27 protein-coding genes and 1 other annotated feature (1 of these 28 cut by a window edge) are annotated in these 25,839 nt (G+C 45.0%); of the genes, 23 read left to right on the top strand and 4 right to left on the bottom strand.

The genetic code is table 11. From position 1 onward, the window contains the following. Positions 1–3 precede the first annotated feature (3 nt). The 4 genes from MZO41_RS13405 to accA are packed head-to-tail and all read left to right on the top strand — an operon-like array spanning position 4 to position 3,296. On the top strand, positions 4–405 hold the full coding sequence (locus tag MZO41_RS13405) for an acetyl-CoA carboxylase biotin carboxyl carrier protein (protein WP_003640916.1): 402 nt from the start codon (positions 4–6) through the stop codon (positions 403–405). A gap of 2 nt (positions 406–407) precedes the next feature. Beyond that, complete coding sequence (locus tag MZO41_RS13410; RefSeq protein ID WP_013355226.1) at positions 408–1,730, top strand: acetyl-CoA carboxylase biotin carboxylase subunit; 1,323 nt, start codon at positions 408–410, stop codon at positions 1,728–1,730. Then, on the top strand, positions 1,727–2,530 hold the full coding sequence (locus MZO41_RS13415; RefSeq protein WP_003640918.1) for an acetyl-CoA carboxylase carboxyltransferase subunit beta: 804 nt from the start codon (positions 1,727–1,729) through the stop codon (positions 2,528–2,530). Before MZO41_RS13410 ends, MZO41_RS13415 begins: the two co-directional genes overlap by 4 nt. Continuing rightward, the gene (gene accA, locus MZO41_RS13420) at positions 2,523–3,296 is read left to right on the top strand and encodes a carboxyltransferase subunit alpha (protein WP_003640919.1); all 774 of its coding nucleotides are present in this window, start codon (positions 2,523–2,525) and stop codon (positions 3,294–3,296) included. The genes MZO41_RS13415 and accA overlap by 8 nt, the downstream gene beginning before the upstream one ends. 67 nt (positions 3,297–3,363) lie before the next feature. On the opposite strand, the gene MZO41_RS13425 is transcribed toward accA, so the two are convergent. Then, the gene (locus MZO41_RS13425) at positions 3,364–4,575 is read right to left on the bottom strand and encodes an LCP family protein (RefSeq protein ID WP_013355227.1); all 1,212 of its coding nucleotides are present in this window, start codon (positions 4,573–4,575) and stop codon (positions 3,364–3,366) included. Between the two features lie 309 nt (positions 4,576–4,884). On the opposite strand from MZO41_RS13425, the gene MZO41_RS13430 reads away from it, so the two are divergent. The 4 genes from MZO41_RS13430 (at position 4,885) to MZO41_RS13445 (ending at position 9,244) form a co-directional block, all read left to right on the top strand. Continuing rightward, positions 4,885–5,847, top strand: coding sequence for an AEC family transporter (locus MZO41_RS13430; protein ID WP_003643925.1), 963 nt, complete (start codon positions 4,885–4,887; stop codon positions 5,845–5,847). A 432-nt stretch (positions 5,848–6,279) separates the two neighbouring features. Beyond that, positions 6,280–7,305 (top strand): DMT family transporter, encoded by a 1,026-nt coding sequence (locus tag MZO41_RS13435; RefSeq protein WP_003643926.1) that lies wholly within the window; start codon positions 6,280–6,282, stop codon positions 7,303–7,305. Positions 7,306–7,454: 149 nt separating this feature from the next. Further along, a complete protein-coding gene (locus MZO41_RS13440) occupies positions 7,455–8,132 on the top strand; it encodes a 2,3-bisphosphoglycerate-dependent phosphoglycerate mutase (RefSeq protein WP_003640923.1) in 678 nt (225 codons plus the stop codon). A gap of 419 nt (positions 8,133–8,551) precedes the next feature. Next, positions 8,552–9,244: a matrixin family metalloprotease gene (locus tag MZO41_RS13445; protein WP_033607779.1), complete on the top strand. Its 693-nt coding sequence runs from the start codon at positions 8,552–8,554 to the stop codon at positions 9,242–9,244. Positions 9,245–9,433: 189 nt separating this feature from the next. Here the strand turns inward: MZO41_RS13445 and MZO41_RS13450 are convergent, their stop codons facing one another. From MZO41_RS13450 to MZO41_RS13460, 3 genes are all read right to left on the bottom strand, one after another. After that, complete coding sequence (locus MZO41_RS13450) at positions 9,434–10,765, bottom strand: C1 family peptidase (protein ID WP_003643927.1); 1,332 nt, start codon at positions 10,763–10,765, stop codon at positions 9,434–9,436. A 75-nt stretch (positions 10,766–10,840) separates the two neighbouring features. Then, complete coding sequence (gene rpiA / locus MZO41_RS13455; protein ID WP_003640926.1) at positions 10,841–11,524, bottom strand: ribose-5-phosphate isomerase RpiA; 684 nt, start codon at positions 11,522–11,524, stop codon at positions 10,841–10,843. Between the two features lie 8 nt (positions 11,525–11,532). Further along, on the bottom strand, positions 11,533–11,841 hold the full coding sequence (locus MZO41_RS13460) for a GNAT family N-acetyltransferase (protein ID WP_015640000.1): 309 nt from the start codon (positions 11,839–11,841) through the stop codon (positions 11,533–11,535). Positions 11,842–11,967: 126 nt separating this feature from the next. Here MZO41_RS13460 and MZO41_RS13465 point away from each other — a divergent pair, with 126 nt between their 5' ends. From MZO41_RS13465 to rplA, 15 genes are all read left to right on the top strand, one after another. After that, positions 11,968–12,504 carry a dCTP deaminase/dUTPase family protein gene (locus MZO41_RS13465; protein ID WP_011101073.1) on the top strand — a complete coding sequence of 179 codons (537 nt, stop codon included), beginning with the start codon at positions 11,968–11,970 and terminating at the stop codon, positions 12,502–12,504. Between the two features lie 1,047 nt (positions 12,505–13,551). Continuing rightward, positions 13,552–14,931 carry a DNA repair protein RadA gene (gene radA, locus MZO41_RS13470; RefSeq protein ID WP_003643928.1) on the top strand — a complete coding sequence of 460 codons (1,380 nt, stop codon included), beginning with the start codon at positions 13,552–13,554 and terminating at the stop codon, positions 14,929–14,931. 15 nt (positions 14,932–14,946) lie between these two features. Then, positions 14,947–16,122: a PIN/TRAM domain-containing protein gene (locus MZO41_RS13475; protein WP_003640931.1), complete on the top strand. Its 1,176-nt coding sequence runs from the start codon at positions 14,947–14,949 to the stop codon at positions 16,120–16,122. A 325-nt stretch (positions 16,123–16,447) separates the two neighbouring features. Next, entirely contained in the window at positions 16,448–17,938 is a 1,491-nt protein-coding gene (gltX, locus tag MZO41_RS13480; RefSeq protein ID WP_003640932.1) for a glutamate--tRNA ligase, read from the top strand. A 277-nt stretch (positions 17,939–18,215) separates the two neighbouring features. After that, positions 18,216–19,628 (top strand): cysteine--tRNA ligase, encoded by a 1,413-nt coding sequence (gene cysS / locus MZO41_RS13485; RefSeq protein WP_013355229.1) that lies wholly within the window; start codon positions 18,216–18,218, stop codon positions 19,626–19,628. Between the two features lies 1 nt (position 19,629). After that, complete coding sequence (locus tag MZO41_RS13490) at positions 19,630–20,040, top strand: Mini-ribonuclease 3 (RefSeq protein WP_003640934.1); 411 nt, start codon at positions 19,630–19,632, stop codon at positions 20,038–20,040. Further along, positions 20,012–20,797 (top strand): 23S rRNA (guanosine(2251)-2'-O)-methyltransferase RlmB, encoded by a 786-nt coding sequence (gene rlmB / locus MZO41_RS13495; RefSeq protein WP_003640935.1) that lies wholly within the window; start codon positions 20,012–20,014, stop codon positions 20,795–20,797. The genes MZO41_RS13490 and rlmB overlap by 29 nt, the downstream gene beginning before the upstream one ends. A gap of 1 nt (position 20,798) precedes the next feature. Next, the gene (locus MZO41_RS13500; RefSeq protein WP_003640936.1) at positions 20,799–21,344 is read left to right on the top strand and encodes a YacP-like NYN domain-containing protein; all 546 of its coding nucleotides are present in this window, start codon (positions 20,799–20,801) and stop codon (positions 21,342–21,344) included. A 545-nt stretch (positions 21,345–21,889) separates the two neighbouring features. Further along, positions 21,890–22,453, top strand: a complete 564-nt coding sequence (locus tag MZO41_RS13505; RefSeq protein ID WP_003644973.1) for a sigma-70 family RNA polymerase sigma factor — start codon at positions 21,890–21,892, stop codon at positions 22,451–22,453. A gap of 61 nt (positions 22,454–22,514) precedes the next feature. Then, on the top strand, positions 22,515–22,664 hold the full coding sequence (rpmG, locus tag MZO41_RS13510; protein WP_003637768.1) for a 50S ribosomal protein L33: 150 nt from the start codon (positions 22,515–22,517) through the stop codon (positions 22,662–22,664). A gap of 11 nt (positions 22,665–22,675) precedes the next feature. Then, the gene (secE, locus tag MZO41_RS13515) at positions 22,676–22,861 is read left to right on the top strand and encodes a preprotein translocase subunit SecE (RefSeq protein ID WP_003640939.1); all 186 of its coding nucleotides are present in this window, start codon (positions 22,676–22,678) and stop codon (positions 22,859–22,861) included. Positions 22,862–22,965: 104 nt separating this feature from the next. Next, positions 22,966–23,514, top strand: a complete 549-nt coding sequence (gene nusG, locus MZO41_RS13520; protein WP_003643932.1) for a transcription termination/antitermination protein NusG — start codon at positions 22,966–22,968, stop codon at positions 23,512–23,514. A 27-nt stretch (positions 23,515–23,541) separates the two neighbouring features. Then, positions 23,542–24,429, top strand: coding sequence for an alpha/beta hydrolase (locus tag MZO41_RS13525; protein WP_022638154.1), 888 nt, complete (start codon positions 23,542–23,544; stop codon positions 24,427–24,429). A 101-nt stretch (positions 24,430–24,530) separates the two neighbouring features. Further along, entirely contained in the window at positions 24,531–24,956 is a 426-nt protein-coding gene (rplK, locus tag MZO41_RS13530; protein WP_003640942.1) for a 50S ribosomal protein L11, read from the top strand. 100 nt (positions 24,957–25,056) lie between these two features. Then, positions 25,057–25,746, top strand: coding sequence for a 50S ribosomal protein L1 (rplA, locus tag MZO41_RS13535; protein ID WP_003640943.1), 690 nt, complete (start codon positions 25,057–25,059; stop codon positions 25,744–25,746). A gap of 55 nt (positions 25,747–25,801) precedes the next feature. Further along, positions 25,802–25,839: a sequence feature (ribosomal protein L10 leader region), on the top strand (it continues 76 nt past the right edge of the window).

Genomic DNA, 25,839 nt, shown 5'->3' on the forward strand with positions numbered 1-25,839 from the left:
CAGATGGAATTAAAAGATTTAGATCGATTAGTTGAGAAATACGCGCGACAGGGTTATCAGCAAATTCGCGTTAAAGCCGGCGACTTGGAGATTGAAGTGACAAAACCAGCGTTAGCTTCAGAAACGGTAACTCCCGTAGCCGCTACGCCTGCCAGCACAGTTGCGGAGACTGAAGATGAAGTCGTTACACTGCCGAGTCCGATGGTCGGGGTGGTCCACTTGGCACCAGATTTAAAGGTTGGTCAGTCACTGACAGCTGGTCAAGAACTAGGCCAGATTGAGAGTATGAAATTATTCAATCCATTAGTTAGTCCGACCGATGGGACGTTAACAGCAGTACTAGTTGCTGACGACGCCACTGTTGAGTACGAACAACCGTTATTTACAATGCGAAAGGATCGGTAGCTATGTTTCGCAAGCTGTTAATCGCGAATCGCGGTGAAATTGCCGTACGGATTATCAAAGCCTGTCAACAATTGAATATTCAGACGGTCGCCGTTTGCTCAACTGCTGATCGGCATGCGGGTTACACACAATTAGCGGATGAAGTGGTCTGTATCGGACCTGCAGCTGCCAGTGGATCGTATTTAAATGCCGAAGCGATTCTAATGGCTGCAATTAATACGCACGCCGATGCGATTCACCCGGGATATGGTTTTTTAGCTGAAAATGCGGATTTTGCCGCCATGTGTGCGGAATGTGGCATTGCCTGGATTGGCCCGCAGACTGAGCAAATTAAGTTGATGGGTGATAAGGCCCGCGCTAAGGATTTTGCACGGCAACAAGCCGTTCCGGTACTAGCAGGTCAATCATTACAAGGCTTGGCATGGCCGGATATTAAACACGCGGCCGCCAAGATCGGTTTTCCACTAGTTTTGAAAGCCAGTTATGGTGGCGGTGGCAAGGGTATTCGAGTGCTTACCGACGTTCATGAACTCCATCAACAATTGCGGGCTACGCGTCAAGAAGCTGCTGCGTCCTTTTTGAATGATGCGATGTATTTAGAGCAATTTCTGACAACTGCCCGCCATATTGAAGTTCAAGTCCTCGGCACGGGGACGAAATTATTCATTCTTGGTGATCGTGACTGTAGCCTCCAATTGCACAAGCAAAAGGTTCTCGAAGAAAGTCCGGCAAGTATTTTGACTGAGACACAACGCCGGACCTTATACGATTTGTCCCGGCAGTTATTAGCGGGTACACATTATCAAAGCTTGGGCACAATTGAATACTTATTTGCGGATGGTCAGTTCTATTTCATGGAAATGAATACGCGTTTACAGGTTGAACACGGGGTGACAGAATTAACCACCGGAATTGATATTGTGGCTGAACAAATCAAACAGGCGGCTGGCGTCACGGTTGATTTTCCAGAGCATGTTGGCTTGCAGCCCAAGTGTACGGCGATCGAAGCTCGATTGACCGCTACCTTACCGGTTAAGCAGACGCGGATTGAAACGCTGAGCTGGCCAGCCGATGTACGAGTGGATACGGATTATCATCAGGGCGATCGGCTAGTAACCATGTATGATGGTTTAATTGCCAAGTTGATGGTCACCGGTGTGAACCGTCAGCAAGCCGTGCGCAACTTACAACGGGCCTTAGCGCAAGTAACATTGACGGGACCCACGACGAACTTAACTTTTCTACAGCAAACGGTGGCCCGGCCGGCCTACATTCATGATCAGTACACGATTCACAGTCTAGCACGTTGGGAGGCGTCGAAATGAGTCATTATCCAGCTTCTGGGACCTGGCAAGCCTGCCCTAAGTGCGGTCGGCACGTCCACCAACGCCAATGGGGCACTTATCAGCAATGTCCTTATTGTCACTATTGGCAACGACTGACGACGGCGCAACGATTAGAACAACTCGTCGACGAAGGGTCGTTTCAGCCGTTGACGATGACTGAGCGGCCTGTCAATCAGCTGGGGTTCCCGGACTATACGAACAAACTGCGGCGGGCCCAACGCCAGACCGGATTAAACGAGGCTGTTGTCTGTGGAACGGCCTTGATTGAGCAACAACCCTGTATCTTAGCAGTGATGGATAGTCATTTTATGATGGGGACGTTAAACACGGCGGTCACACGTCGCTTATTGCATGCTAGTGAACAAGCGCGGGCCCAACGGTTACCACTGATCATTGTGACCGCCTCAGGTGGTGCTCGGATGCAAGAAGGTGTTTATGCCTTGGTCGGAATGAATTTGATTCTGGCAGAATTAGCACGGTTAGCAGCAACGCCGTTACCCTTGATCACAGTGCTGACAGATCCCACTATGGGGGGCGTATCGGCGAGTTTTGCGTTTAAGGGTGACCTGATTATCGCAGAAGCGGGTGCTAAGATTGGCTTTGCCGGAGCCCGGGTCATCCAACAAACTTTGCCTGTCAAGCTGCCGGCGGATTTTCAAACGGCGGATCAGCTGTTTAAAAATGGTATGGTGGATGCAGTTGTTGAACGACCTCAATTGCGGTCAACGCTAGGACAAGCATTAGTGAATTATGGGATTGGGAGGTCAGCCCATGGATAAACGATTACAGCGATTACGGGCGGCTGATCGGATCAGTGCGCCGACTATCATTCAAGCGTTATTGCCGACAATGACGCAACAACGGGGTGACCGCTTATTAGGTCAGGATGCGGCTTTAACGGCGGGCTTTGGGCGCACTGCCACTGGTCGCCAATTAGCTGTTCTGGGCGTTGACCGGGGTGTTGATATTGCGAGCCGGCGTCGAAAAAACGGGGGAGCATTAACTGTTCCCGGCTATCGCACGGCGTTAAGAGTCGTAACCCATGCGGCTAAATTTGGGTGGCCGGTCGTTAGCTTAATCAATATGCCAGGTGCTGATGCGAGCCCCCAATCGGAACGCTATGGTCAGAGTCAGGCCATTGCGGACTTGATTGCGGCGACTGGTCAGCTGACCGTACCGAACGTTGTTGTATTTCTCGGTGAGGGCCATAGCGGTGGGGCGTTAGCCTTTGCCAACGCCAACCGCATTATCATGCTAGATGATGCACTTTTCAACGTTGCTTCTCCCGAGGCAGTCACCGCGATTTTACATGGGCAACAGACCAGCAGTGACGCCATCGATTTATTACCAATGACAGCTAGCGCTTTGCAGTCGCGCGGCTTAGTTGACCTGGTTATTGACCATCAGGATCAGACATTAGTCGCTGCGATCAACCAGGCGATTGAGACCCAACTTGCCGCACTAGAAGCATTGCCGGCACCGGATCTAATTGAACAGCGCGAAGCAAAGTTTCAACACTTTTTACAATCTTGGCCGGTCAATTAAAAATAATCATCAAAAAATGGGCTTCTCAGAATTTTTATTCTGAAGAAACCCATTTTTTAATAGTTGCTTAGTACTGATTAGTCGTGGTTTGATCTTGAGTCGTGGTTTGATCTTGAGTCGTGGTCTGGTCCTGCGTCGTTGTATCTTGTGTCGTACTAGTGCCATAAGTAGTGGTATCACTAGACGTTGTGGTACTTGATGAACTTGAACTGGAACTTGAGCTACCCGTTGTAATTGAAGCTGTCTCAGAGAAGACTGACTCTGTTAAATTACTGTTTGAGAGTCCCAGCGCTTTACGGATGCGCTTCGAATTCTTGTAACGTTCTGACGAAGAGGCAACTTGATAAGAGAGCCCATCGATCGTCGCGTCAGTACCTTGAACGGTATATGATTTGGCATGGTGAGACGCATTCTTGTACTTCGTATCGAGTGCGACCATGTCATTCCAAGTTAAGTCGGTGCGCATGTTCTTAGCGAGTTTTTTCGTAATCTTTTCAATATTGGCAATTGACCCAAGTGAGTTAGACTGACTAACCATGGCCATAATAACCTGCCGTTGCCGTTTTTGACGACCATAATCACCCTGAGGATCGTCATAACGCATCCGTGAGTAATCAAGTGCCGCTGCACCATTAAGTTTGATCTTAACGCCTTTCTTAACGTTGGCATTACCGTATTTGAAAGTCAGCTTAGGTGTCACGGTCACGCCGCCCATCGCGTTGATGATCTGTTTTAAACCACCCATGTTCAGTAAGACGTAGAAGTCAATTGGAACATCCAGTAACTTCTCTACTGACTTGACGGCACCACTTGCGCCCCCAATGGTGTAGGCTGCGTTAATTTTTTGTGATTGCCCATCGATCATCACTTGCGTATCCCGTGGAATACTAGTGAGCGTCATACTTTCTTTTTTAGGATTGATTGTCGCAACAATCATGGTATCAGTCCGGGCTGAGAAGTCCTTGCCGCGACCTAGTGCACCAGTATCAGTTCCCAACAGTAGAATCGAGAATGGCTTGCCCTTCTTAATAACGGCATCAACATTCCGAAGCTTGGTCGAGCCGGTCGACTGGTAGGTCGTATTCATCGTATCCTTAGCGGCATTCCAGGTCTTGTAGCCCCACCAGCCACCCGTAACGATCAACAGGACAACGACGATTAGTAAAGTAATTAACCAAGGACGTTTTTTGTGTGGTTTCAAATGTGGGTTACGCTGTTGCTGTTCACGATAGCGGCGTTGGCGTGGTCCCATTTCATTATCATTGTTATTTTCTGACATATTCGTTCCTCATCACTTTAGATTTTTCCCTCAATAGTCATTTTATGACGTTTAGCAAATCATTGGTCCTTAAAGTTAGTAATTTAAAAAGATTTTAATAATCAAAAAATTACTGGCATCAGTAGTAACACAATTATAGAACACTATAAGTAATATTGTGACCGGCGTCAAACGTTTCCATCTATAAATTACGGTACAAGCCATCATAAAACAGTGGTATACTTGAATAATTCTCATTGAATTATTATTTTACATAGCTTGATAGCGATATTCAATGATGAGCAATTTGTTAAGAGGGGAAGACTGAGCGTGCAAATTTTACAGACATTCGTGCAGAGTATTCAAGGTGTCATGACGATCATCGTGATGATTGCAGTTGGTTACTTGTTGGCACGCTGGGGCTGGTTTAATGAAAGTGCGACTAAGCTGATTGCCCGATTGGTCACTCAAATTGCGCTACCAGCCTATATGATTGCAACGATCACAAAGCAGTTTACAGCGCATAAATTATTATCAACGTTGCCAGGATTACGTTTTCCAGTTCTTAATATGGCTATTTTGTTTGGCATTTCGTTCGGGGTGATGCGAGCCTTAAATATTAAAAAGAGTCATCGCGGCTTATTTGCCTCCATGTTTTTGAACTCCAATACGGTGTTTATTGGGCTACCGGTTAATCAAGCCTTGTTTGGGAATAGCGCATTGCCATACGTGTTAGTTTATTACATGGCCAATACCACCATTTTCTGGACGCTGGGCGTTTATTTGATTCAACGTGACGGTACTGGCACCGCTAAGTTTGACTTGAAGCAGACACTGACCAAGATCTTCTCACCGCCATTACTAGGATTTATGATTGGTGTCTTGCTTGTTCTAGGAAACATTCACGTTCCAAAATTCTTGATGGATGATTTCTCATATATCGGCGGTCTAACGATTCCGCTGTCCATGATCTTTATTGGGATTTCAATGGCCAACGCCGGGTTAAGCAGCATGCGCTTCGACCGGGATAGCTTGGGAATTTTACTTGGGCGTTTTATCCTTGCGCCGGTACTGATGACGCTGATGCTTATTCCAATGTCGATTCCATTGGAGATGAAGCAAGTCTTCATTCTGCAGTCCGCGATGCCCGTCATGACGAACGCACCAGTTGTCTCCAAACTGTACGGGGCGGATGCCGATTATGCCGCGGTCATGGTGACAGAAACGACACTATTGAGCCTAATCGTTATTCCGATTTTGATGGTGATCGTTCAAGCCAACTTTATTCGTTAATTATTGTGTGACTTAAAATTAAAAGTACCCGAATGCGTGCCACTAGTGACAGGCGTTGCGGGTGCTTTTTTGCTGGTTGTTAATGATGAAAACTCAATTTAGTTCGGTCAACAAGGTTTGACCAATTAGATACTTTCTGCTCAGGGCCGTCCCAACACGTCTCGCTGGTAGTTTTTGATGACAAGCTGATGAGTGCGTGCTGGATGATGTTTGAGGCGGCAAGATGCCATTGAATGGTTCAAGCCTGATGAAAATTGTTTTCAAAGGCAATTAAAAATTGAAAAAAATAACGCCTGATTCCGCGTTAAACGGCGTTTTCCCGTGGATAAAAGCGAGGTAGTATACTGAGCTGATTTGAAAGTCACGTGAAAATGGTGCTATACTGAGAACCGTTGCGTATTAAATTTTGATTAAGAAGGAAGCGAACGTTTCGTGAAGAAAGCATATCTTTACATTGCAATTTCGACCTTAATGTTTAGTTCGATGGAAATTGCGCTAAAGATGGCCGGCAGTGCCTTTAACCCAATCCAATTGAATCTAATTCGATTTTTTATTGGGGCAATTGTGTTACTGCCATTTGCATTGCGGGCATTAAAGCAAACCGGACGAAAGTTAGTGAGTGCTGACTGGCGGCTATTTGCTTTAACCGGGCTAGTGTGTGTCATTGTCAGTATGTCGCTTTACCAACTCGCGATTACGGTCGATCAAGCTTCGACTGTGGCCGTATTGTTTAGTTGTAATCCGGTATTTGCGCTATTATTCTCCTATTTAATTCTGCGAGAACGGTTGGGTAGAGCTAACTTGATCTCCGTCGTGATTTCTGTGATTGGGTTGTTGATCATTGTTAATCCGGCCCATTTGACGAATGGGCTCGGGCTGCTATTAGCCATCGGGTCTGCCGTGACTTTTGGGCTGTACAGTATCATCTCGCGTTATGGGTCTGTTAAACGGGGCTTGAATGGGCTGACGATGACTTGTTTTACTTTCTTTGCTGGTGCGTTTGAACTTCTAGTTTTAGCTTGGATTACTAAGATTCCGGCTGTCGCCAATGGGTTGACGGCCATCGGTTTGCGGCAATTTGCTGCCATTCCGGTTTTGGTGAATGTTAATCTCAACTATTTCTGGTTACTATTTTTTATCGGCGTTTGTGTTACTGGTGGGGGCTTCGCGTTTTATTTCTTGGCAATGGAACAAACCGATGTTTCAACGGCTTCCCTAGTATTCTTCATTAAGCCGGGGTTGGCGCCAATCTTAGCAGCGTTGATCCTCCATGAACAAATTTTGTGGACGACAGTGGTCGGAATTGTTGTGATTTTGATTGGTTCCGTCGTGACCTTTGTCGGTAATCGGTTCCGTGAACGGGATACGATGGGTGCGATTGAGCAGCCAACAGCGGCCGCCACTGATGATGAACATGTCATCAAAGCCGCACACGCCGTTTCAAATCAAGAAAATTAATTAATCGTGGACGGTCAGGGTGATATTAATCAGCTTGACCGTTTTTTTGTGGCAAGCGCGTTATCGCACGTAACAGCTGGTTGTGACTTTGAAAAATGAACCAAATCGATTATCATAGGAAGTATTGAAGATAGTAGGTGGGAAAGAGAATGACAGAACTAGTATTGGTTCGCCATGGTGAGAGTACGGCCAATCGGGATAATACGTATACCGGTTGGAGTGACGTCCCGCTAACAGCAGTGGGTATTGCACAGGCTCATCAAGCTGGCAAGCGATTACGAGCTACGGGACTGCAGTTTGGCGCTGTACATACCTCAGTCCTAAAACGGGCTATCGTTACCGCGAATATTATGTTAAGTGAAATTGATCAGTTATGGCTGCCTGAGTATAAGACGTGGCGGTTAAATGAACGACATTACGGTGCCTTACGTGGTCAAAATAAGGATGTGACTCGTCAAGAGTACGGTAAGGCGCAAGTTCAACAGTGGCGGCGGAGCTTTTATACGGTGCCGCCGTTGTTGACACCAGCTGAACTAGACCATGATCGACGTTACACCAAGTACGGTGCCGCCGTCGAACCGCGGGGAGAAAGCTTGAAGATGGCTTACGACCGCATCATGCCTTATTGGATCGATGAGATTGCACCGCGGTTGTTAGACGGCCAAAACCAACTCGTGGTGGCGCATGGTAGTACGTTGCGTGCGATGATCAAATATTTAGAGCATATTAGTGATACTGGGATTGATGGTGTCGAAGTTGCTAACGGAGTGCCAATTTGTTATCACCTTGATCGGCAACTGCACGTTATCGGTAAAGAAGAGTATTAAATTTAGTAATAGTTCTCCTAAGAGGTACTTTTATTTAAAGTAAGTGCTAATCTGGACTGCTTTTTTAGACCATTATCAGATTAATCGAGCCTGAGTTAAGAGCTTCAGCAGACGCTGAAGCTCTTTTTTTAGTTAAAGTGTTAAATAAATGCCCAGTATAAGTAATTATAATCATTGATAATAATTGCCGACGAGTGCTCAAAAAATGATACAGGCTTAAAAAGTTGATATAACAGTGCTTTCACAACTGCTTGAGTTAATATAAATATTTTTAATGTAATAAAATCCTTCAGTTTTCATAAATAAATATAATATATAACTTGTAATAGAATGGTGAACGCTGTAACATATCAGTTGGACAAAGTTGCGATTTGGCGCGCTTGACAGCCAAAAATCTGATCAGAAAGCCGGGTAACGTTATGATGAAACATAAAAATTTATTATTATTAATTATAATGAGCTTGGGTTTCTGCGGGATGCTGTTGATGTTCGCGCCACAAATCAGTACGCTGATCAACCCGAATGCGTCGCGAGTTGAAGCGGATAAGGCTAGTGGTCACGATACGACGCATGATCAGGTCTACTACAATGATCAGATGGATAACTATCAATATGATTATATAAATAACGGGACTAAGGTTTTGAACTATAAGGCCCGTTTTAAGAGTCGGGTCATCACGTATCGGATCACGAGTGACAGCAAGGTGTATCGAGCGATTTGGCTACGAGCCGTGGAACGTTGGAATAACACTAACGCGGTGAGGTTAGTTGAGGCTAAGGACCAAGCGAAAGTCCAGATTACGTTGGGCGAGAGTGAAGACGAGACGGAGACGACCGGATCGGAAATCGGCCGGACTTGGCGGACGTACTATCAAAGTGGTTCGCAAGGAACAACTTGGATGGATTCGGCGAAGTGTGTGATTTATACGAATCGCTTTCCAGCCAGCAATCATTCGGTAGAATATAAGCTGTCCGTTGCGACCCATGAATTGGGACATGCACTGGGACTAGAGCACGAGAACAACAAGAGTGCGGTGATGTATTACCAGTCGCATCGAGCAGCACATATTACGACTCGTGAAATTAGTACGCTTAAACAGATGTATAAATAATTATAATAGTGATTGCTATAAGTAAACGTAATAATAAAAAAATCGACTAAACTCACGCGAGTTTGGTCGATTTTTTTATTGTTTGTTGTTAGTAGTTCCTTGAGCGGTAGTTAAGTCTAATGCAGTCCAAAAAGCACCATCACGCTAAAGCAGTGATGGTGCTTAATTTAGATGGCCCATTAAACTTAATTAGGCTAATGCACCCATTGGATCCCAAGGTGCTAAAACAGTTGGTTCTTCGGCTTGGGCTGCCTTTAAGTCATCGGACAAGAATTCCTTGTTAACAACAACTTGGTAGCAGTATTCGTCCATCCAAGCATCGCTCATGACGAAGAAGCCCTTAGTCCCAACTTTGTCGCCCCAGCTATTTTCAACCTTCCACTTAGTTGGTTGGCCGTCAACGAGGTCGACACCGGTGATAACCATGGCGTGGGTCATCAGACTTTCGCCGTAATCAAGACGTTCAGCCTTCGACATTGAAAGGTCAACGTCGAATAATTCATCTTTACTGTAGACATCGGTAGCCATGACCCCTTTTTGGCGGTCGGAGGATTGACCAACATCACAACCAAACCAGACACTTTGGCCAGCTTGTAATTGCTTGATGGCCAATTGCTTGAAGTCGGCCATAGACACGTTCAAATGTTTGACTTCACGGCCACCTAAGACGTTACCTAACATTTCAATCGTGTAGGTATGGTTATAAGGCTTGTCGTCGGTTGGGGCGTTGATGATTGAAACGTAATCGTCCAAATTCCAGCCAACGTACTTTTCGAAGAAGCTTTGTGGCGTCAAGTTTTGGTCGATGTGGTATTGTTTCTTATCATCACGATATTCCCAGTCAAAATGTGAAACGGGTTCGCCAAAGGCATAGGCTAACATGCGATAGACTTCATTTAACATTTTTTCCTTGCGTTCTTGAATCGCGTCGTCACTAGTTCCGGCAGCCACTAGTTCACGTAATTCAACGGCATCTTTACGTAACTTTAAGTTAAGTGTGCTGTTGATTTCAGCCGATTTTGAACTGTTGTAAGTTTCAGGCATGACACTCTTAGGCACGATACCGTACTTCTGAATAATGGCAACGAGCATATCCCATTGGCCACCATCTTGTTGTGGCGTGGTCATCAACCAGGCAACTTTACGGCTGCTAGTTGGTTGGTCAGCGGTTGCCAACACGTTTTCATAGAAATAGTTCGCTTTTTCGAACTTATCCCAGAAAAAGGTGTAGTTTTGTGATAGTTCGAAATGTTTCAAGTTGAATTTTTCAGCTAATGAATGCCGCATCGTGTTTAAAGCGGCGAACATCCAGCAACGGCCACTTTGCTTTTGGTTCGCAACGTCACCTGTATCCAAATCAATGGAAAATACTGGTGTGGTTTGGCTCATGGCCTGAATATCTTGACTGCTTGCTAAGATACCGTTCTTAGTGACACTACGTTCGATGACTTTTGCTTCGGGACGTTGGTCCAAGTCGGCTTGAAAGTTAGCAATTTGGTTCATACTGATTGCTTTACTCAAAAGATCACTCTCCTTTAATCTAATTCTAATTGTATCGGTTTATGACGGGTGGGGCAAGCGGGAAGTCGCACAAAACTATGGTCGTGCTTCGATAACCTCGGGACCATTGGCATGACCGACAATGACAGTGTTGACCATGTCTAAGAACAGGCCGTGTTCAACCACACCAACCATGTGAATTAAATCTTCGGCTAAAGCGTGGGGATCCGTGATTGGGTCGATGTGTAAATCGATGATAATATTATTAGAATCGGTCCGGACGAGTTCATCGTTGACTTTACGGAATACTGGGTTATAGCCCCGGGCAGCCATTTTTTCAAAGACATGTTGGCTGCCGTAAGGAATCACTTCAACGGGTAAGCCAAAGGCACCTAATTGATGGACCATTTTGCTTTCATCAACAATCCACATGACTTTATCAGAATTGATGGCAACGATTTTTTCGAAGAGTAAGGCGGCGCCACCACCCTTAACGCCTTGGAAATCATCGGCGATTTCGTCGGCACCGTCGATCGTTAAGTCGAGATGGTCGACTTCGTCAACGGATTTCATCGGGATACCGAGCGCCTTAGCTTGGGCAGCGGTTCGGTCGGAGGTTGAGACGCCGACAATGTTTAAATGTTCATTTTTGACCCGTTCACCCAGAGCATCAACCATGAATTTAACGGTTGAGCCGGTTCCGAGGCCGACCTGCATGCCGTCTTGAATGTATTCAACGGCTTTTTGACCAACAAGTTGTTTTAACTGATCCTGATTCATAATATGAATTACTCCTTTGATTGAGAACTAGTGACTAATACGTCGGCAGCTTCAGGGTGCCGATCAAAGTAAGCCTTAGCGTAGGTACACAGTGGCTGAATACGTTTGTGTTCAACTCGAGCGGCGTCAATAACGGCTTTGGTTAATTGGCCGGCAATGCCCTGATGACCAAAATCGTCACGAACAAAGGTATGTTCAATGACCCAGGTCTGATCATTATTGATGGCGGGGAAGGTAATTTCACCAGCCAACTTGCCGTGATCGTCATTAAAATAAAAGCGGTGTGCTTCACGCGTGAATTCCATTGATTTCACCACCTTGTAAAGGGTTTTATATCTACCGTAATTAAACCGGTAATTGCCCGTTTTGTCAACGAAACTTCTATAATAAAAGTATGGTAAAATGTGAACACTAAATTAATGTTGAGAAAGTAGGAATTTGAAATGGCACGGGGATTTGAAATTGTAAGTCAATACGCGCAGGCGGGGTTACATGTACCTTACCGCACCACCAAGCAAGCAGCTGGCTATGACTTCGAAGCGGCGGAAGATTTTACGTTACCGTCAATTTGGAAAATGAACTTTATCAAAGTACTTTGGCAAATACATCATGGTGAAACGAGTTCTGCAGCCGATTTGGATGCGGCGGCTAAAGTCCTTAAACCATGGCTTGTTCCAACGGGTATTAAGGCATTTATGAATGAAGGTGAATACTTACTATTAGCCAATCGTTCCAGCAACCCCTTGAAGCGTAACTTGATTCTACCGAATGGGATTGGCGTCATTGACGCTGACTACTATAACAATCCCAAGAATGAAGGCGCGATTTTTGTCCAATTAATCAACATGGGGATTCGCGACGTTCACATTAAAAAGGGTGAACGCATTGCCCAAGGGATTTTTACCCCTTATCTGACTGTTACGGATGAAACGAATGTGACAACGACACGTTCTGGGGGCTTCGGTTCGACCAATAAATAGGAAATAATAAAAAATCGGTAAAGCCAAGGTGATTTAAAGGCTTTAATGATTAATAATGGTAAAATAAACTTATGATTGTGAATACCCATAGCATGAAAATGACGATCCAGTTAATTGAGTTTGATTGATTATGTAAGTCTGCATCGTGCTGGCTGTTTGTTTAGTAAGAATCATGGTTAAAAGGTGCCAATTAGATAGATTTCTGTTCGTCTGCAATGACTATCCTATTCCGACCTCCGGGACTGGGTGACAATTGCTGGAACGTAAGCCGACGTCGATTTGAGCTAACGCATAACCCGCGTCATCTCAAATACGAGTCTTATTCTAAGCCGGAAGAAAGACACTTCCGCCTAAGAATAATTTGGCTACTGAGCATTGTCACCCAGCCCCTCCAGCCGGGAAGCCGCTCGAATGGCAAATAAACGGCCGCTTAACTTGGTACAATTGGTTGCTGACTACTTTGATACGAAAACTTTGAGCGAAACATCAGAATGTATTCTCTACTTTGTCGAAACGTTCAATGTATTATGACTGGTAACTCAGAAATAGTAAGTCATCACAATATCATTTTCGGCCTGACAGTTGATTGAGAAAATTACCGTTTATGAAAAACAACGACCAATTCATCAAAAGTTGAGTACATCTTCATCAGCTATTCGAATACCATCCCGACTGGAAGGTGTTTCTGACAATGCCCAGTACTGCAAGAGTGTGAAGTCTCAGTCTGACCCGAACACGTTTCACCAATATGGCATAAAAGCGTGAAAGGCCAGTATTTAAGACGTGGGCTTCGGCTCAAATCTGTGCCCACCGCGTTCCGGCAATTGGCAGAAATGCCTGGAGGTCGGTGTAGGACGAATTAACTAAGCAAGTTTACGCTAACCCGGACTGTTTCCAGCGGGCCTAAGCTGGCTGCTTTTAAATTTAAAAAACGGCACGTTTTAATCATGACTCATGACAGTGTGACGCGGATGAAGTAATTATTTTAGAAATTCCAATACCCAACATTAAATTGATATGTTGGCGGAGAAATGGAGACGTGTGTACGTGGCAAAAGCAAAAACTCAGTTTGTTTGTTCTAACTGTGGTTATTCAACACCGCGATATTTAGGACGGTGTCCGAACTGTGGTGAATGGAATACACTAACTGAAGAACATTTTGATACAAAACCGGACCGCAAGTCGCGGGTGAGCTTTGCGGGTAAGTCGGCTAAGCCACAACGACTCAAAGAAGTGTCGCTGACTAAGACACCGCGTGTCAAGACTAAGCTGAAAGAGTTCAACCGGGTCTTAGGTGGCGGTGTTGTGCCAGGTTCACTAGTTTTGATCGGTGGTGATCCAGGTATTGGTAAGTCAACGTTACTACTGCAAGTTTCGGGGCAATTGGCCGAGACGGGTGGTTCTGTACTATACGTGACTGGTGAAGAAAGTGCCTCCCAAGTGAAGATGCGGGCGGACCGGCTGGCTGTTAGCAGTGAAGACTTTTATCTTTATCCTGAGACTGATATGTCGAATATTCGTTCAACGATTGAATCGACGCATCCAGAATTTGTGGTCATTGATTCGGTACAAACGATGCAAGAACCTGATATGGACTCTGCGATTGGTTCAGTATCACAAATCCGTGAAATTACGGCTGAACTACTGCAAATTGCGAAGACTAACGGCATTACCATTTTTATTGTGGGCCATGTGACTAAGGGTGGTGCCATTGCGGGGCCTAAGATCTTAGAACATATGGTTGATACCGTTTTGTACTTTGAAGGTGATTTACATCATACGTACCGCATTTTACGGGCAGTCAAGAATCGATTCGGGTCAACGAATGAACTGGGAATATTTGAGATGCGGACGGGCGGTTTGTATGAAGTGGCCAATCCGTCAGAGATTTTCTTGGAAGAACGTCTGAAGGATGCTACGGGTTCCGCCATCGTTGTTTCAATGGAAGGAACACGACCAATCTTAGTAGAAGTTCAAGCGCTGGTAACGCCAACGGTCTTTGGTAATGCGAAGCGGACCGCAAGTGGCTTGGATCATAATCGAGTCTCCTTGATTATGGCAGTGTTGGAAAAACGGGCGAGTCTAATGCTTCAGAACCAGGACGCGTATTTGAAAGCGGCCGGTGGCGTTAAGTTAGATGAACCGGCGATTGACTTAGCTATTGCGGTCAGTGTGGCTTCTAGTTATCGTGACCAGCAGACTCGTCCGAGTGACTGTTTTGTTGGTGAAGTCGGTTTGACTGGTGAGATTCGGCGGGTCAACCGGATTGAATCACGAGTTGGTGAGGCGGCTAAGCTAGGTTTTAAACGTATCTTTATTCCTAAGAATAATCTGCAAGGTTGGGATATCCCAACTGGAATCGAAGTAATTGGAGTTGCCACGCTAAAAGAAGCGCTCCAATTAGCATTACAACAACCAAATTATTAAAAAGGGGCTGATGCCATGAAGAAGTTAACGGTGCGACTAGTATTTATTGTCGTCGGGGGTACGTTAGGACTAACTTACCTGCCGTTCTTGTGGACGACAATTTTGTCGCAACCAAATGTGTTATTGAATAACGTTTTTACCAACTTTTTGTTGGGGGCGCTGATTCTATGGGTTTTGTCATTGTTCTTAGCCAATGCCGCTGTACGACTGGTGGATCGAGTCGAAAAGAACTTATCCAAGCAAAACCCAATGACACTTTTATTTGGCAGTATCGGATTTATTATTGGGTTATTGATCGCGGTTCTGATTTCGCAATTATTTAATCGTAGTCCATTATTCCTATTGAACACGGTCGTCCCAATTATTTTGATGTTGTTTTTTGGTTACATTGGTGCGCGAGTCGGGACTACCCGGATCGACGAGTGGCGGAAAGTTTTCAACTTCCGCCGTCGTGAAAAGGAAACAAGTCCGGAGATTACTGATGCTCAGCCAGATCAGAACTATCATCATTATAAGATTCTAGATACCAACATCTTGATTGACGGCCGGATTTACGACATTGTCAAGACTGGTTTCTTAGAAGGGACACTGTTAGTACCGAACTTCGTCTTGTATGAATTACAGTACATTGCGGATTCAGCTGATAGTATTAAACGTGTGCGGGGTCGTCGCGGGCTAGATATTTTAAATAAGCTACAAAATGAAAATATTATCCCGGTTGAAATGTACGAGGGCGATTTTGAGGATATTCCAGAAGTTGATAGTAAACTCATTCAATTGGCTAAAAAAGTCAACGGTGTGATCGTGACGAATGACTACAACTTGAATAAGGTGATTGAGTTCCAAAACGTACAAGTTCTCAATATTAATCAGTTGGCTAAGTCGTTGAAACCACGGGTTATTCCTGGTGAAGAGATGAATGTCATGGTCGTCAAAAATGGTAGCGAACGCCAACAAGGGGTCGGTTACTTGGACGATGGGACGATGGTTGTCGTCGAAGATGGGAAGTTTTACATCAATGAAAAGGTGGATGTCGTTGTAACGAGCGCCTTACAAACGGATGCTGGTCGAATGATTTTTGCCCGTTTAGCGCACGCTAATCGCGGAATTCCGGATCATGCGGATGGAAATAATAAGCACAACAATAATCATAGTAATAATCGAAATAATAATCGCGATAATCGGCACTAGGTTAAGCGATTCAACGGTAGCAACTCATTTGATGGGGGCTACCGTTTTTTTGTTCAATGATGACTAATCCAGGACGTCGTAAGGGAGGCGGCCGAATCGCAACAAAATAGGAGGGTTAATGCTCATTGTCAATAAATTGGGATGTTGTTAGTGTACGATTAGGGCCTGTTTCGATATTTTTACAATGGGTTCAGTCTGAAACCTTAATTTTTAGCGGTAAACATGGTAAACTGGAAAAGCAAGTGAAAGTCGGAATATTCTGGTCGATAGAAAGGTTCCGGCGTAACATTTAAGATGAAAAAATACGAAAGAGGCGTTAATCACATTGGCAAAGAGCAAGATTCGTGTGCGTTACGCACCAAGTCCAACTGGCCATTTACACATTGGTAATGCTCGGACTGCATTGTTTAACTATTTATTTGCCCGGCATAATAAGGGAAAGTTCATTCTTCGGATTGAAGACACCGATTTAAAGCGGAATGTTAAAGACGGTGAAAAGAGTCAGATGGACAATTTGACGTGGTTAGGGATTGATTGGGACGAAGGTCCGGATAAGGGTGGCGACTTTGGCCCTTACCGTCAATCAGAACGGAAATCAATCTATGACCCGTTGATTCAACAATTAATTGATGAAGGTAAAGCTTACGAATCTTACATGACGGAAGACGAATTGTCGGCACAACGTGAAGCTCAAAAAGCGCGTAAGGAAATGCCACACTACGTCTACGAATTTGCTGGCATGACGGAAGACGAAAAACAGGCGAAGATCGCGGCTGCTAAGGCGGCTGGTATCCAACCCGTTATTCGCTTCCACGTCCCAGAAAATACGACCTATGCTTGGGATGACATGGTTAAAGGTAAAGTTTCGTTTGAATCCAAGACGGTTGGTGGCGACTTTGTCATCAAGAAGCGTGACGGGATGCCAACGTACAACTTTGCGGTGGTTGTTGATGACCATATGATGGAAATTAGCCACGTCTTCCGTGGTGATGACCACGTTGCCAACACGCCTAAGCAATTGATGATTTATGAAGCCTTTGGTTGGCAACCACCGAAGTTTGGCCACATGAGCTTAATTATCAATACCGAAACCGGTAAGAAGTTAAGCAAGCGTGACGAAACCGTATTGCAATTTATCGAACAATACCGTGAATTGGGTTACTTACCAGAAGCAATGCTTAACTTCATCATCCTACTAGGATGGTCACCAGTTGGCGAAAGTGAATTGTTCAGTAAGCGCGAATTCATCAAAATGTATGATGAAAAGCGGTTGAGCAAGTCACCAGCAGCTTTTGATGGCAAGAAGTTGGAATGGGTGAACAACCAGTACATTAAGAAGGCTGACGAAAATGAAGTCTTTGCAATGTCAATTCGCCAATTGATCAAGGCTGGCCGGTTACCACAACGCCCAGATATGAGCCAGATTGAATGGACACGGACGTTGGTTTCATTATTTAAGAACCAGATGAGCTATACTGGTCAAATCGTTGATTTAGCAGATCTCTTCTTCAATGGTCCGGCTGATATCAATGATGAAGCTAAGGCCGAACTTGATAATGACACGGCACTCCCTGTCTTGAAGGAATTCCGGCAACGAATCGAAGATATTGACGTCTTCGAAGCAACCGCAATTCAAAAGACGATCAAGAGCATTCAAAAGGATACGAAGATCAAGGGCCGGGCATTATACATGCCGATCCGGATCGCCGTTTCTCACGAAATGCACGGGCCAGAATTACCAGAAACGATTGAATTATTAGGGCGTGAAACGACCAAGAAGCATCTCGATGCTATGATTGCGGAACTCGCCAAGTAATGAATGGATTATTAAAATATTAGTTGGTTGTCGTAAGTGGCGGTCGTCGTCAGCAAGACAACGCAATTAATACATCGTGCGGTCAGCAAGCTAGTCCCCGGGTGAGCGTTATCTCAGTATCGCGAAAGTTACCCAGTGGCGCGTGACTGCATATGAAAGTATCTTTTGTATGGTGGAGTTTCGGTTCCGCCGTGCGAGGGATGCTTTTTATTTGTGTTTCAAACATGGTAAACTATCATCAAAAGTAATGATTCAATTGAAAGGAGTTGTCGCCAATATGTTAAGTGTTTTTAATACGTTAACGCGTCAAAAAGAACCGTTTAAGCCTATCACCCCCGGAGTCGTGAAAATGTATGTCTGTGGGCCGACCGTTTATAACTATATTCATATCGGTAATGCGCGTTCTGCAATTGCCTTTGATACTATCCGACGGTATTTTGAATATTGCGGTTACCACGTTGACTATGTCTCCAACTTCACGGATGTGGATGATAAGCTGATCAAACGTGCCGCTGAAGATCACACCACGGTACCAGCAGTTGCTGACCGATTTATTAAAGCTTTTATGGAAGATACGACTGCGGTCAATATTGAACCAGCGACGGTTCACCCGCGGGCCTCTGAGAATATCCCAGAAATCATTGCATTTGTACAAGCATTGATTGAAAAGGGCTATGCTTACGAATCAGCTGGCGACGTATATTACCGCGCACGGAAGTTTAAAAAGTATGGTCAGTTATCTGACCAGCGAATCGATGATTTAGAAGTGGGTGCCAGTCAGCATACTGCCGATGAAGAAACCGATCGTAAAGAAGATCCAATTGACTTTGCACTCTGGAAAGCGGCCAAGCCCGGTGAAATTTCATGGAAATCGCCATGGGGTGCGGGTCGGCCCGGCTGGCATATTGAATGCTCGGTCATGTCTACTAAGTACTTGGGCGATACGTTTGATATTCATGGTGGTGGTCAGGACCTTGAATTCCCACATCATGAAAATGAAATTGCCCAGAGTGAAGCGAAGACCGGCAAGACGTTTGCCAATTATTGGTTACACAACGGTTTTGTGACGGTTGGCGATGACAACGAAAAGATGAGTAAGTCATTAGGTAATTTTGTGACGGTTCACGATATTATTAAAACGGTTGATCCGCAAGTGCTACGGTTCTTCATGGCGACGACCCAGTACCGGCGACCGATTCAATATACGCAGGCCAACTTAGACGAAGCAGCTAATAACTTGGATAAGTTACGTAATGCTTATCGTAATCTCACGTTCCGGTTGCAAGATGCGACGAACGGGACGGATACTGCGGTGGCAGAACAGTTACAGACACTCATCACTAACTTTGGAACCGCAATGGATGACGATTTCAATGTTCAAAACGGGGTGGCTGCTGTGTATGAATTAGCTAAGTTAGCCAATGTCTATGCAGCCCAGGCAACGGTTCAAAAAGAGACGTTGATTGCCTTACAGAAGGCATTAGTGCAGTTGACTGGCGTCTTCGGCGTCACTTTTGAAACGGCTAATGCGACGCTGGCTGATGACGCGATTCAAGCACTGATCGATGAACGAGAAGCTGCTCGTAAAGCTAAGGATTTTGCTAAGGCCGACCAGATTCGTGATGATTTGAAAGCTCAGGGGATTATTTTAGAAGATACGCCTCAGGGTGTGCGGTTTAGAAAGGAATAATATGCAAGTTGATTATCAACAATTAAACGGGATTGCACTCGCGTACCTCGGTGACGCGGTGTATGAACCGTTTATTCGCCAACATTTGATTGAAAGTGGTTTTACTAAAGCCACTAAGTTGCACCACCACGCGACCCACTATGTTTCAGCCAAAGCGCAAGCGGCACTGATCGAACGGATGCAGGCCGAAGAAGTTTTAACGCCAACTGAAGTGGACGTTTTTAAGCGTGGACGGAATGCCAAGAGTCATACGTCGGCCAAACATACCGATGTCGTCACTTACCGGATCTCAACCGGTTTTGAAGCCGTTTTTGGGTATTTACAATTGACTCAGCAGGCGGACCGAATTGCAGAACTGGCACAGTGGTGTATTAAACAAGTTGATGAAGGGAGGGTTTCCAGTGTCAAATAACGAACAAGACCAAACAGCAGCTGACTTTGTAATCGGGCGGCACCCCGCCATGGCAGCAATCAAGAGTGATCAACAGATCAACAAAGTCTTTATTCAAAGCGGTCTACAGGCCGATGTACTGAATGACATTGCCAAGATTGCGAAGAAACGTAATTTGATCGTACAGTACGTGCCGAAACAAAAGTTAGACCGTTTAACCGACAACGCCAACCATCAGGGGGTAGCTGTGGGGGTGGCTGCTTTTGAATATGCCACCATTGATGATTTATTTGCTGTTGCTAAGGCTAAGAATGAAGCGCCATTTTTCTTGATCTTGGATAATATCGAAGATCCCCATAACTTAGGTTCGATTATGCGGACGGCCGATGCAGCTGGCGCCCATGGCATCATTATTCCGAAACGGCGCGCCGTGGGGTTAACCAGTACGGTTGCCAAGACGTCAACGGGGGCTATCGAACACGTGAAAGTTGCGCGGGTGACGAACTTGGTTCAAACGGTTAAACAATTGCAAGAAGCCGGTCTGTGGATCTTTGGGACTGATATGAACGGGACGGACTACCGACAGTGGGATGCTTCCGGTGCCGTTGGTTTGATTATTGGTAATGAAGGTAAGGGAATTTCACCATTACTTAAGAAGAGTGTGGACGAAATGTTGACCATTCCAATGATTGGTCATGTTCAAAGTTTGAATGCCAGTGTGGCGGCCAGCCTTCTGATTTATCAAGGCTACACGTCCCGGCATCCACTGGGAAAATAAGATGAAACAACAATTATTGATTGTCGATGCTTACAATATGATTGGCAACTGGCCAGAACTCAATCATTTAAAACAAACGGACCGGTTGCCGCAAGCTCGTGACGAGTTAATTAGCATGTTGACTGAGTATAAAAAAATTACGGGCCTTAATATTAGCCTGGTTTTTGATGCGATGTACGTTCCGGGTAATTCTAAGAGTTATCGCCAAGCTGATCTTGAGATTATTTGGACGAGTAAAGACCAGACCGCTGACAGTTATATCGAAAAGTACGCGGGTGAAAAGCAATCGAGAGTACTTCAAGTGACGGTTGCGACTAGTGACCAGGCAGAACAATGGGTAATCTTTTCGGAAGGTGCATTACGAGTACCAGCCTTGGAATTACGACACCGCGTCAAGACTGCGCTGAAAGATGTGCGTCATACTGCCGTGCGCACCCAGGATTTAGGTGCCGTTCGTAAATCACCCTGGAATGATGATCAATTATCGGCCTTGGATCAGTACCGCCAACAACTAGAACGCAATCACGTTAAACATCATCACAAGTAATTAGGTGGTTGCCGCGAGCGTGGGTTGTTTCTAAATCGTCATAATTAATATTTAAATTTTGCAAAAGATAACCAGTGGCAATTTAAGGCTCGAAAGCAGTTCTAGTATTAAAATATCTAGTAATCAAATGCCCCAGTTCAGCTGCTGTTCACTAGATGTTAGGATGGCTTGTCATAACAGTTTTGGTGTTATCGGAGTTTGCGCTGGCGATTGCATTAATCGGTTGGTTAGACAGCGCAGTGGCTTCTTGCAACTCCAGCGGACGCGCGTACTCGTCGCCAACGGGCTTAAGTAGGTCGCACTTGTCTTTGGCGTTAGCAATATTTTGATATTACTAATAATTAGTGCGATATGGCACTATTAGGTTGATGAATAGGACGATCATAGTAGTTTTGATAGCCGCGTATAAGAGGATTTCTGTGAGTGCTGAGGTGGCTGAATTGAAACGTTCGTTCGCTTGTGACGGCACAATTAACCCGGTATATTAGCATTACAGATGCTCAGGGGTGCAGTTTCTGAAACTAGTCAGAAGCGAGGAATGTCACGTGAATGAACAGCAATTGATCCACTTAGCAGCAGATGGTGATGATGCAAGCATTAATGCATTAGCCCAGCAGTATGTGCCAGTTGTTTGGCGGTTGCGGCGGCAATACTATGTCCGGAACTTTGACGAGGATGATTGGCTTCAAGAAGGTCGAATTGCAGTTTATCGAGCGGCTAAAAAGTATCAACGGCTACGGCAATGTAGCTTTGGCACTTATTACCGGGTGCTATTGAGTAATCAGATTATTGATCATATTCGGCGGACACAGGCTCGCAAGCGTCGTCCGGAAGGGGATATCTTATCACTGGATGTTAATGATGAGGATATCTTATGCAATATTCAGACGCTAAGGGCCTCGACCCTTGATGTGGTTCATGTTCGTGAGCAGGTGCGGATTTTTCCAGCAATCTGTTCGGCATTTGAAGGATTGGTTTTTATGGATCTATTGGCAGGGCAATCGCCAGAACGGATTGCATTGAGTCGGCAAGTGGAAGTTGATCAAGTGGTCAACGCCACGGATCGATGCCGCAAGAAGATGCGTGACTTTTTACAAGACGCTGCCTGAAATTGACATTCGAAAAGTTCCATGCTAATGTTATACCTGATTTATTATGGAGGTTTTGTCGATGGCACAGAAAAAAGTTGCACTGGCATGTACCGTTTGTGGTTCGCGGAACTACACGATTGATGCTAACCCGAATCGAACTGACCGCTTAGAAGTTAAGAAATTTTGTAAATATTGTGGTAAACACACACTTCATCGTGAAACGCGGTAGGGGGATTAGACATGCGCTTATTTAAATTTTTTGGTCAAGTTGGACATGAAATGAAAAAAGTGACCTGGCCAACTTGGCGGGAAAATCGTCGTGATTCGTGGACAGTTGTCTCAACATCACTGTTCTTCGTGGCGTTTTTCGCTTTATTTGATTGGATTATCCAATTATTATTACAAATGTTAACAAGCTGGCATTAATGGCTTTTTGAACAAATTTTTGTTATAATAATGGCATTGAAAGAAAACTTCGTGCAAACGAGGTTTTTTTATTTTGCCAAAAGACATTTTAAAGGAGAATAATAATGGTCGAGTCTGTTGAGAAAAGATGGTATGTCTTACATACCTACGCTGGTTATGAAAATAAGGTTAGTTCTAACTTGGAATCCCGTATTCAATCTATGGGAATGGAAGACAATATTTTCCGGGTCGTTGTTCCCGAAGAAGAAGCTCATGAAGTCAAGAATGGGAAAGACAAAGTTGAAATGAAGAAGATCTTCCCCGGGTACGTTTTGGTTGAAATGGTCATGACGGACCAAGCTTGGTATATTGTTCGGAATACGCCAGGTGTTACTGGGTTCCTAGGATCACATGGGCAAGGTAGTAAACCAACGCCATTGTTGCCTGAAGAAGCGGAACAAATCTTGCATCAACTAGGCATGAGTGCTCGGCATACCGAATTGGATGTTGAAGTTGGCGAACAAGTTACCATCATCGATGGCGCTTTCTCTGGCCTTTCTGGTGAAATTACTGAAATTGACAACGAAAAGATGAAGCTCAAAGTTAATATCAATATGTTCGGTCGGGAAACAAGTACTGAATTGGACTTCGATCAAGTTGACCAGATTCGGTAATTAATTTAAGTAAGCTGGTGGACCATCTTGGCAGAAGTAATTTTAGTCATCATCGGCGTCTTAGTACTTGGTATTTTGGGGCGTATCACCTTTAAATTTTGGCAATACGGGCGACCGCAGCATTTGCGGCAGTCGGTGTCGGCTAATTCAGCGGATGATAGCGCCGTGACACTATTTATTCCAGGGTATGCGGGCAACCGGTTCTCTTTTGGTGGCATGCTACAACGCTTTACGGCCGGTGGCATCGCCAATAAGTCATTAGTCGTAATGATTGATCGACATAATCATCCCCATGTGACTGGTGAGCTAGACGCTTACCGCCCAATGGTACAGTTGATTTTTGCCACGCCACGCGTTGCTGTACGGCAACAGGCGGCAGGCGTCTTGGCAGTTGTGCAGTATTTGATTGCGCATGAGCACGTTCAGACGATCAATTTAGTCGCTCATTCGATGGGTGGTGTGGTGCTCTTTCAATACTTGACGACAGCTGCCAAACTGGTCAATTTACCGGAAGTCCGCAAGGTTGTCACAATTGGTGCGCCGTTTAATGATAGTGAGGTCGGGCAGAATACGTATCCGATTGAAAACCACCCGTTGACGGCGACCGGACCAACTAAGACCACGCCCGTTTATAATTATTTTTTGCGAACGCTCCAACGATTGCCAAACACGATTTCGTATTTGAATATTGCGGGTAACATTGGCGATGCGGCGCAAAGTGATGGTGCTGTCGCTCTGAATAGTGCGTTGTCATTGCGCTTTTTACTGCGACCAACGCGTGACCAGTATCAAGAATTTGTGGTACATGGTAAGAATGCCCGCCATTCACGATTACATGAAAACTATGAAGTTGATCGCCAAATCGTCCAGTTTTTATATCCAGAAGCCACAAAAAAGGTTGCTGGTGAAAAATAGATATGCTACAATGATGTTTGTGCGTCACGTATGCACGTTTACGTGGGAGGAGCAAAAACTCAGCTCCATTTACCACATCACGGACTAAGGAGGAATGTCTCGTGGCTAAAAAAGTAGCTAACGTTGTTAAATTACAAATTCCTGCGGGCAAAGCAACACCTGCTCCGCCAGTTGGCCCAGCTTTAGGTCAAGCAGGTATCAATATCATGGGTTTCACAAAGGATTTCAATGCTCGTACTGCTGATCAAGCAGGTATGATCATCCCTGTTGTGATTACGGTGTACGAAGATCGTTCATTCGACTTCATCACTAAGACCCCACCTGCTGCCGTTCTATTGAAGAAAGCTGCCGGTGTTGAAAGTGGTTCCGGTGAACCTAACACGAAGAAGGTTGCAACTGTAACCAAAGATCAAGTTAAGCAAATCGCCGAAACTAAAATGCAAGATCTAAACGCAGCTGACGTTGAAGCAGCTATGCGCATGATCGAAGGTACTGCTCGGAGTATGGGATTCACCGTCGAAGGCTAATTCAGTACTGTTGAGTATGTCGGACACTTCATCAAAATGAATGTGTCAAGTGGGAGGAAATCTCCGTTTGAACCACATTTGCAAGGAGGAAAACACTTAGATGGCAAAGAAAAGTAAACAATACCAAGACGCCGCTAAGCTCGTTGATCGTGACAAAGCTTACGATGTAACTGAAGCGGTAGACTTGGTTAAAAAAATGGATTTCGCAAAGTTTGATGCAACTGTTGAAGTTGCCTTCAAATTAAACGTTGATACAAAGCAAGCCGACCAACAACTTCGTGGCGCGGTTGTCCTTCCTAATGGTACCGGTAAAGATCAAACCGTTATCGTTTTTGCTAAGGGTGACAAGGCTAAAGAAGCTGAAGAAGCCGGTGCTGACTTTGTTGGTGAAACTGATTTAGTTCAGAAGATCCAAGACGGTTGGTTAGACTTTGATGTCGCAATCGCTACCCCTGACATGATGGCCCAAGTTGGTCGTTTAGGTCGGGTTCTTGGACCTAAAGGCTTAATGCCTAACCCTAAGACTGGTACGGTTACGATGGACGTTGCTAAAGCCGTTAACGATTCAAAAGCTGGTAAGGTGACTTACCGGACTGACCGTGACGGTAACGTTCACGTTCCTGTTGGCAAGGTATCATTCGATACTGACAAGTTAGTTGGTAACTTCAAGACCATTGAAGACACCATCGTGAAAGCTCGTCCAGCCTCAGTACGTGGGACTTTCATCCAAAACTTAGTTGTTACTTCAACCTTTACCCCAGCGGTACGTGTTGATTTAGCATCATTTTAAGGATTAAATTCTGAAAACAATTGACCCCGTGGGTGATCTGTGATAGATTACTAGAGGTTAAGTAATATCTCTACCTAAGACTCAGGCGGCTTA

The organism is Lactiplantibacillus sp. C232 (genome assembly GCF_023806725.1).
Classification (GTDB): Bacteria; Bacillota; Bacilli; order Lactobacillales; family Lactobacillaceae; genus Lactiplantibacillus; species Lactiplantibacillus plantarum.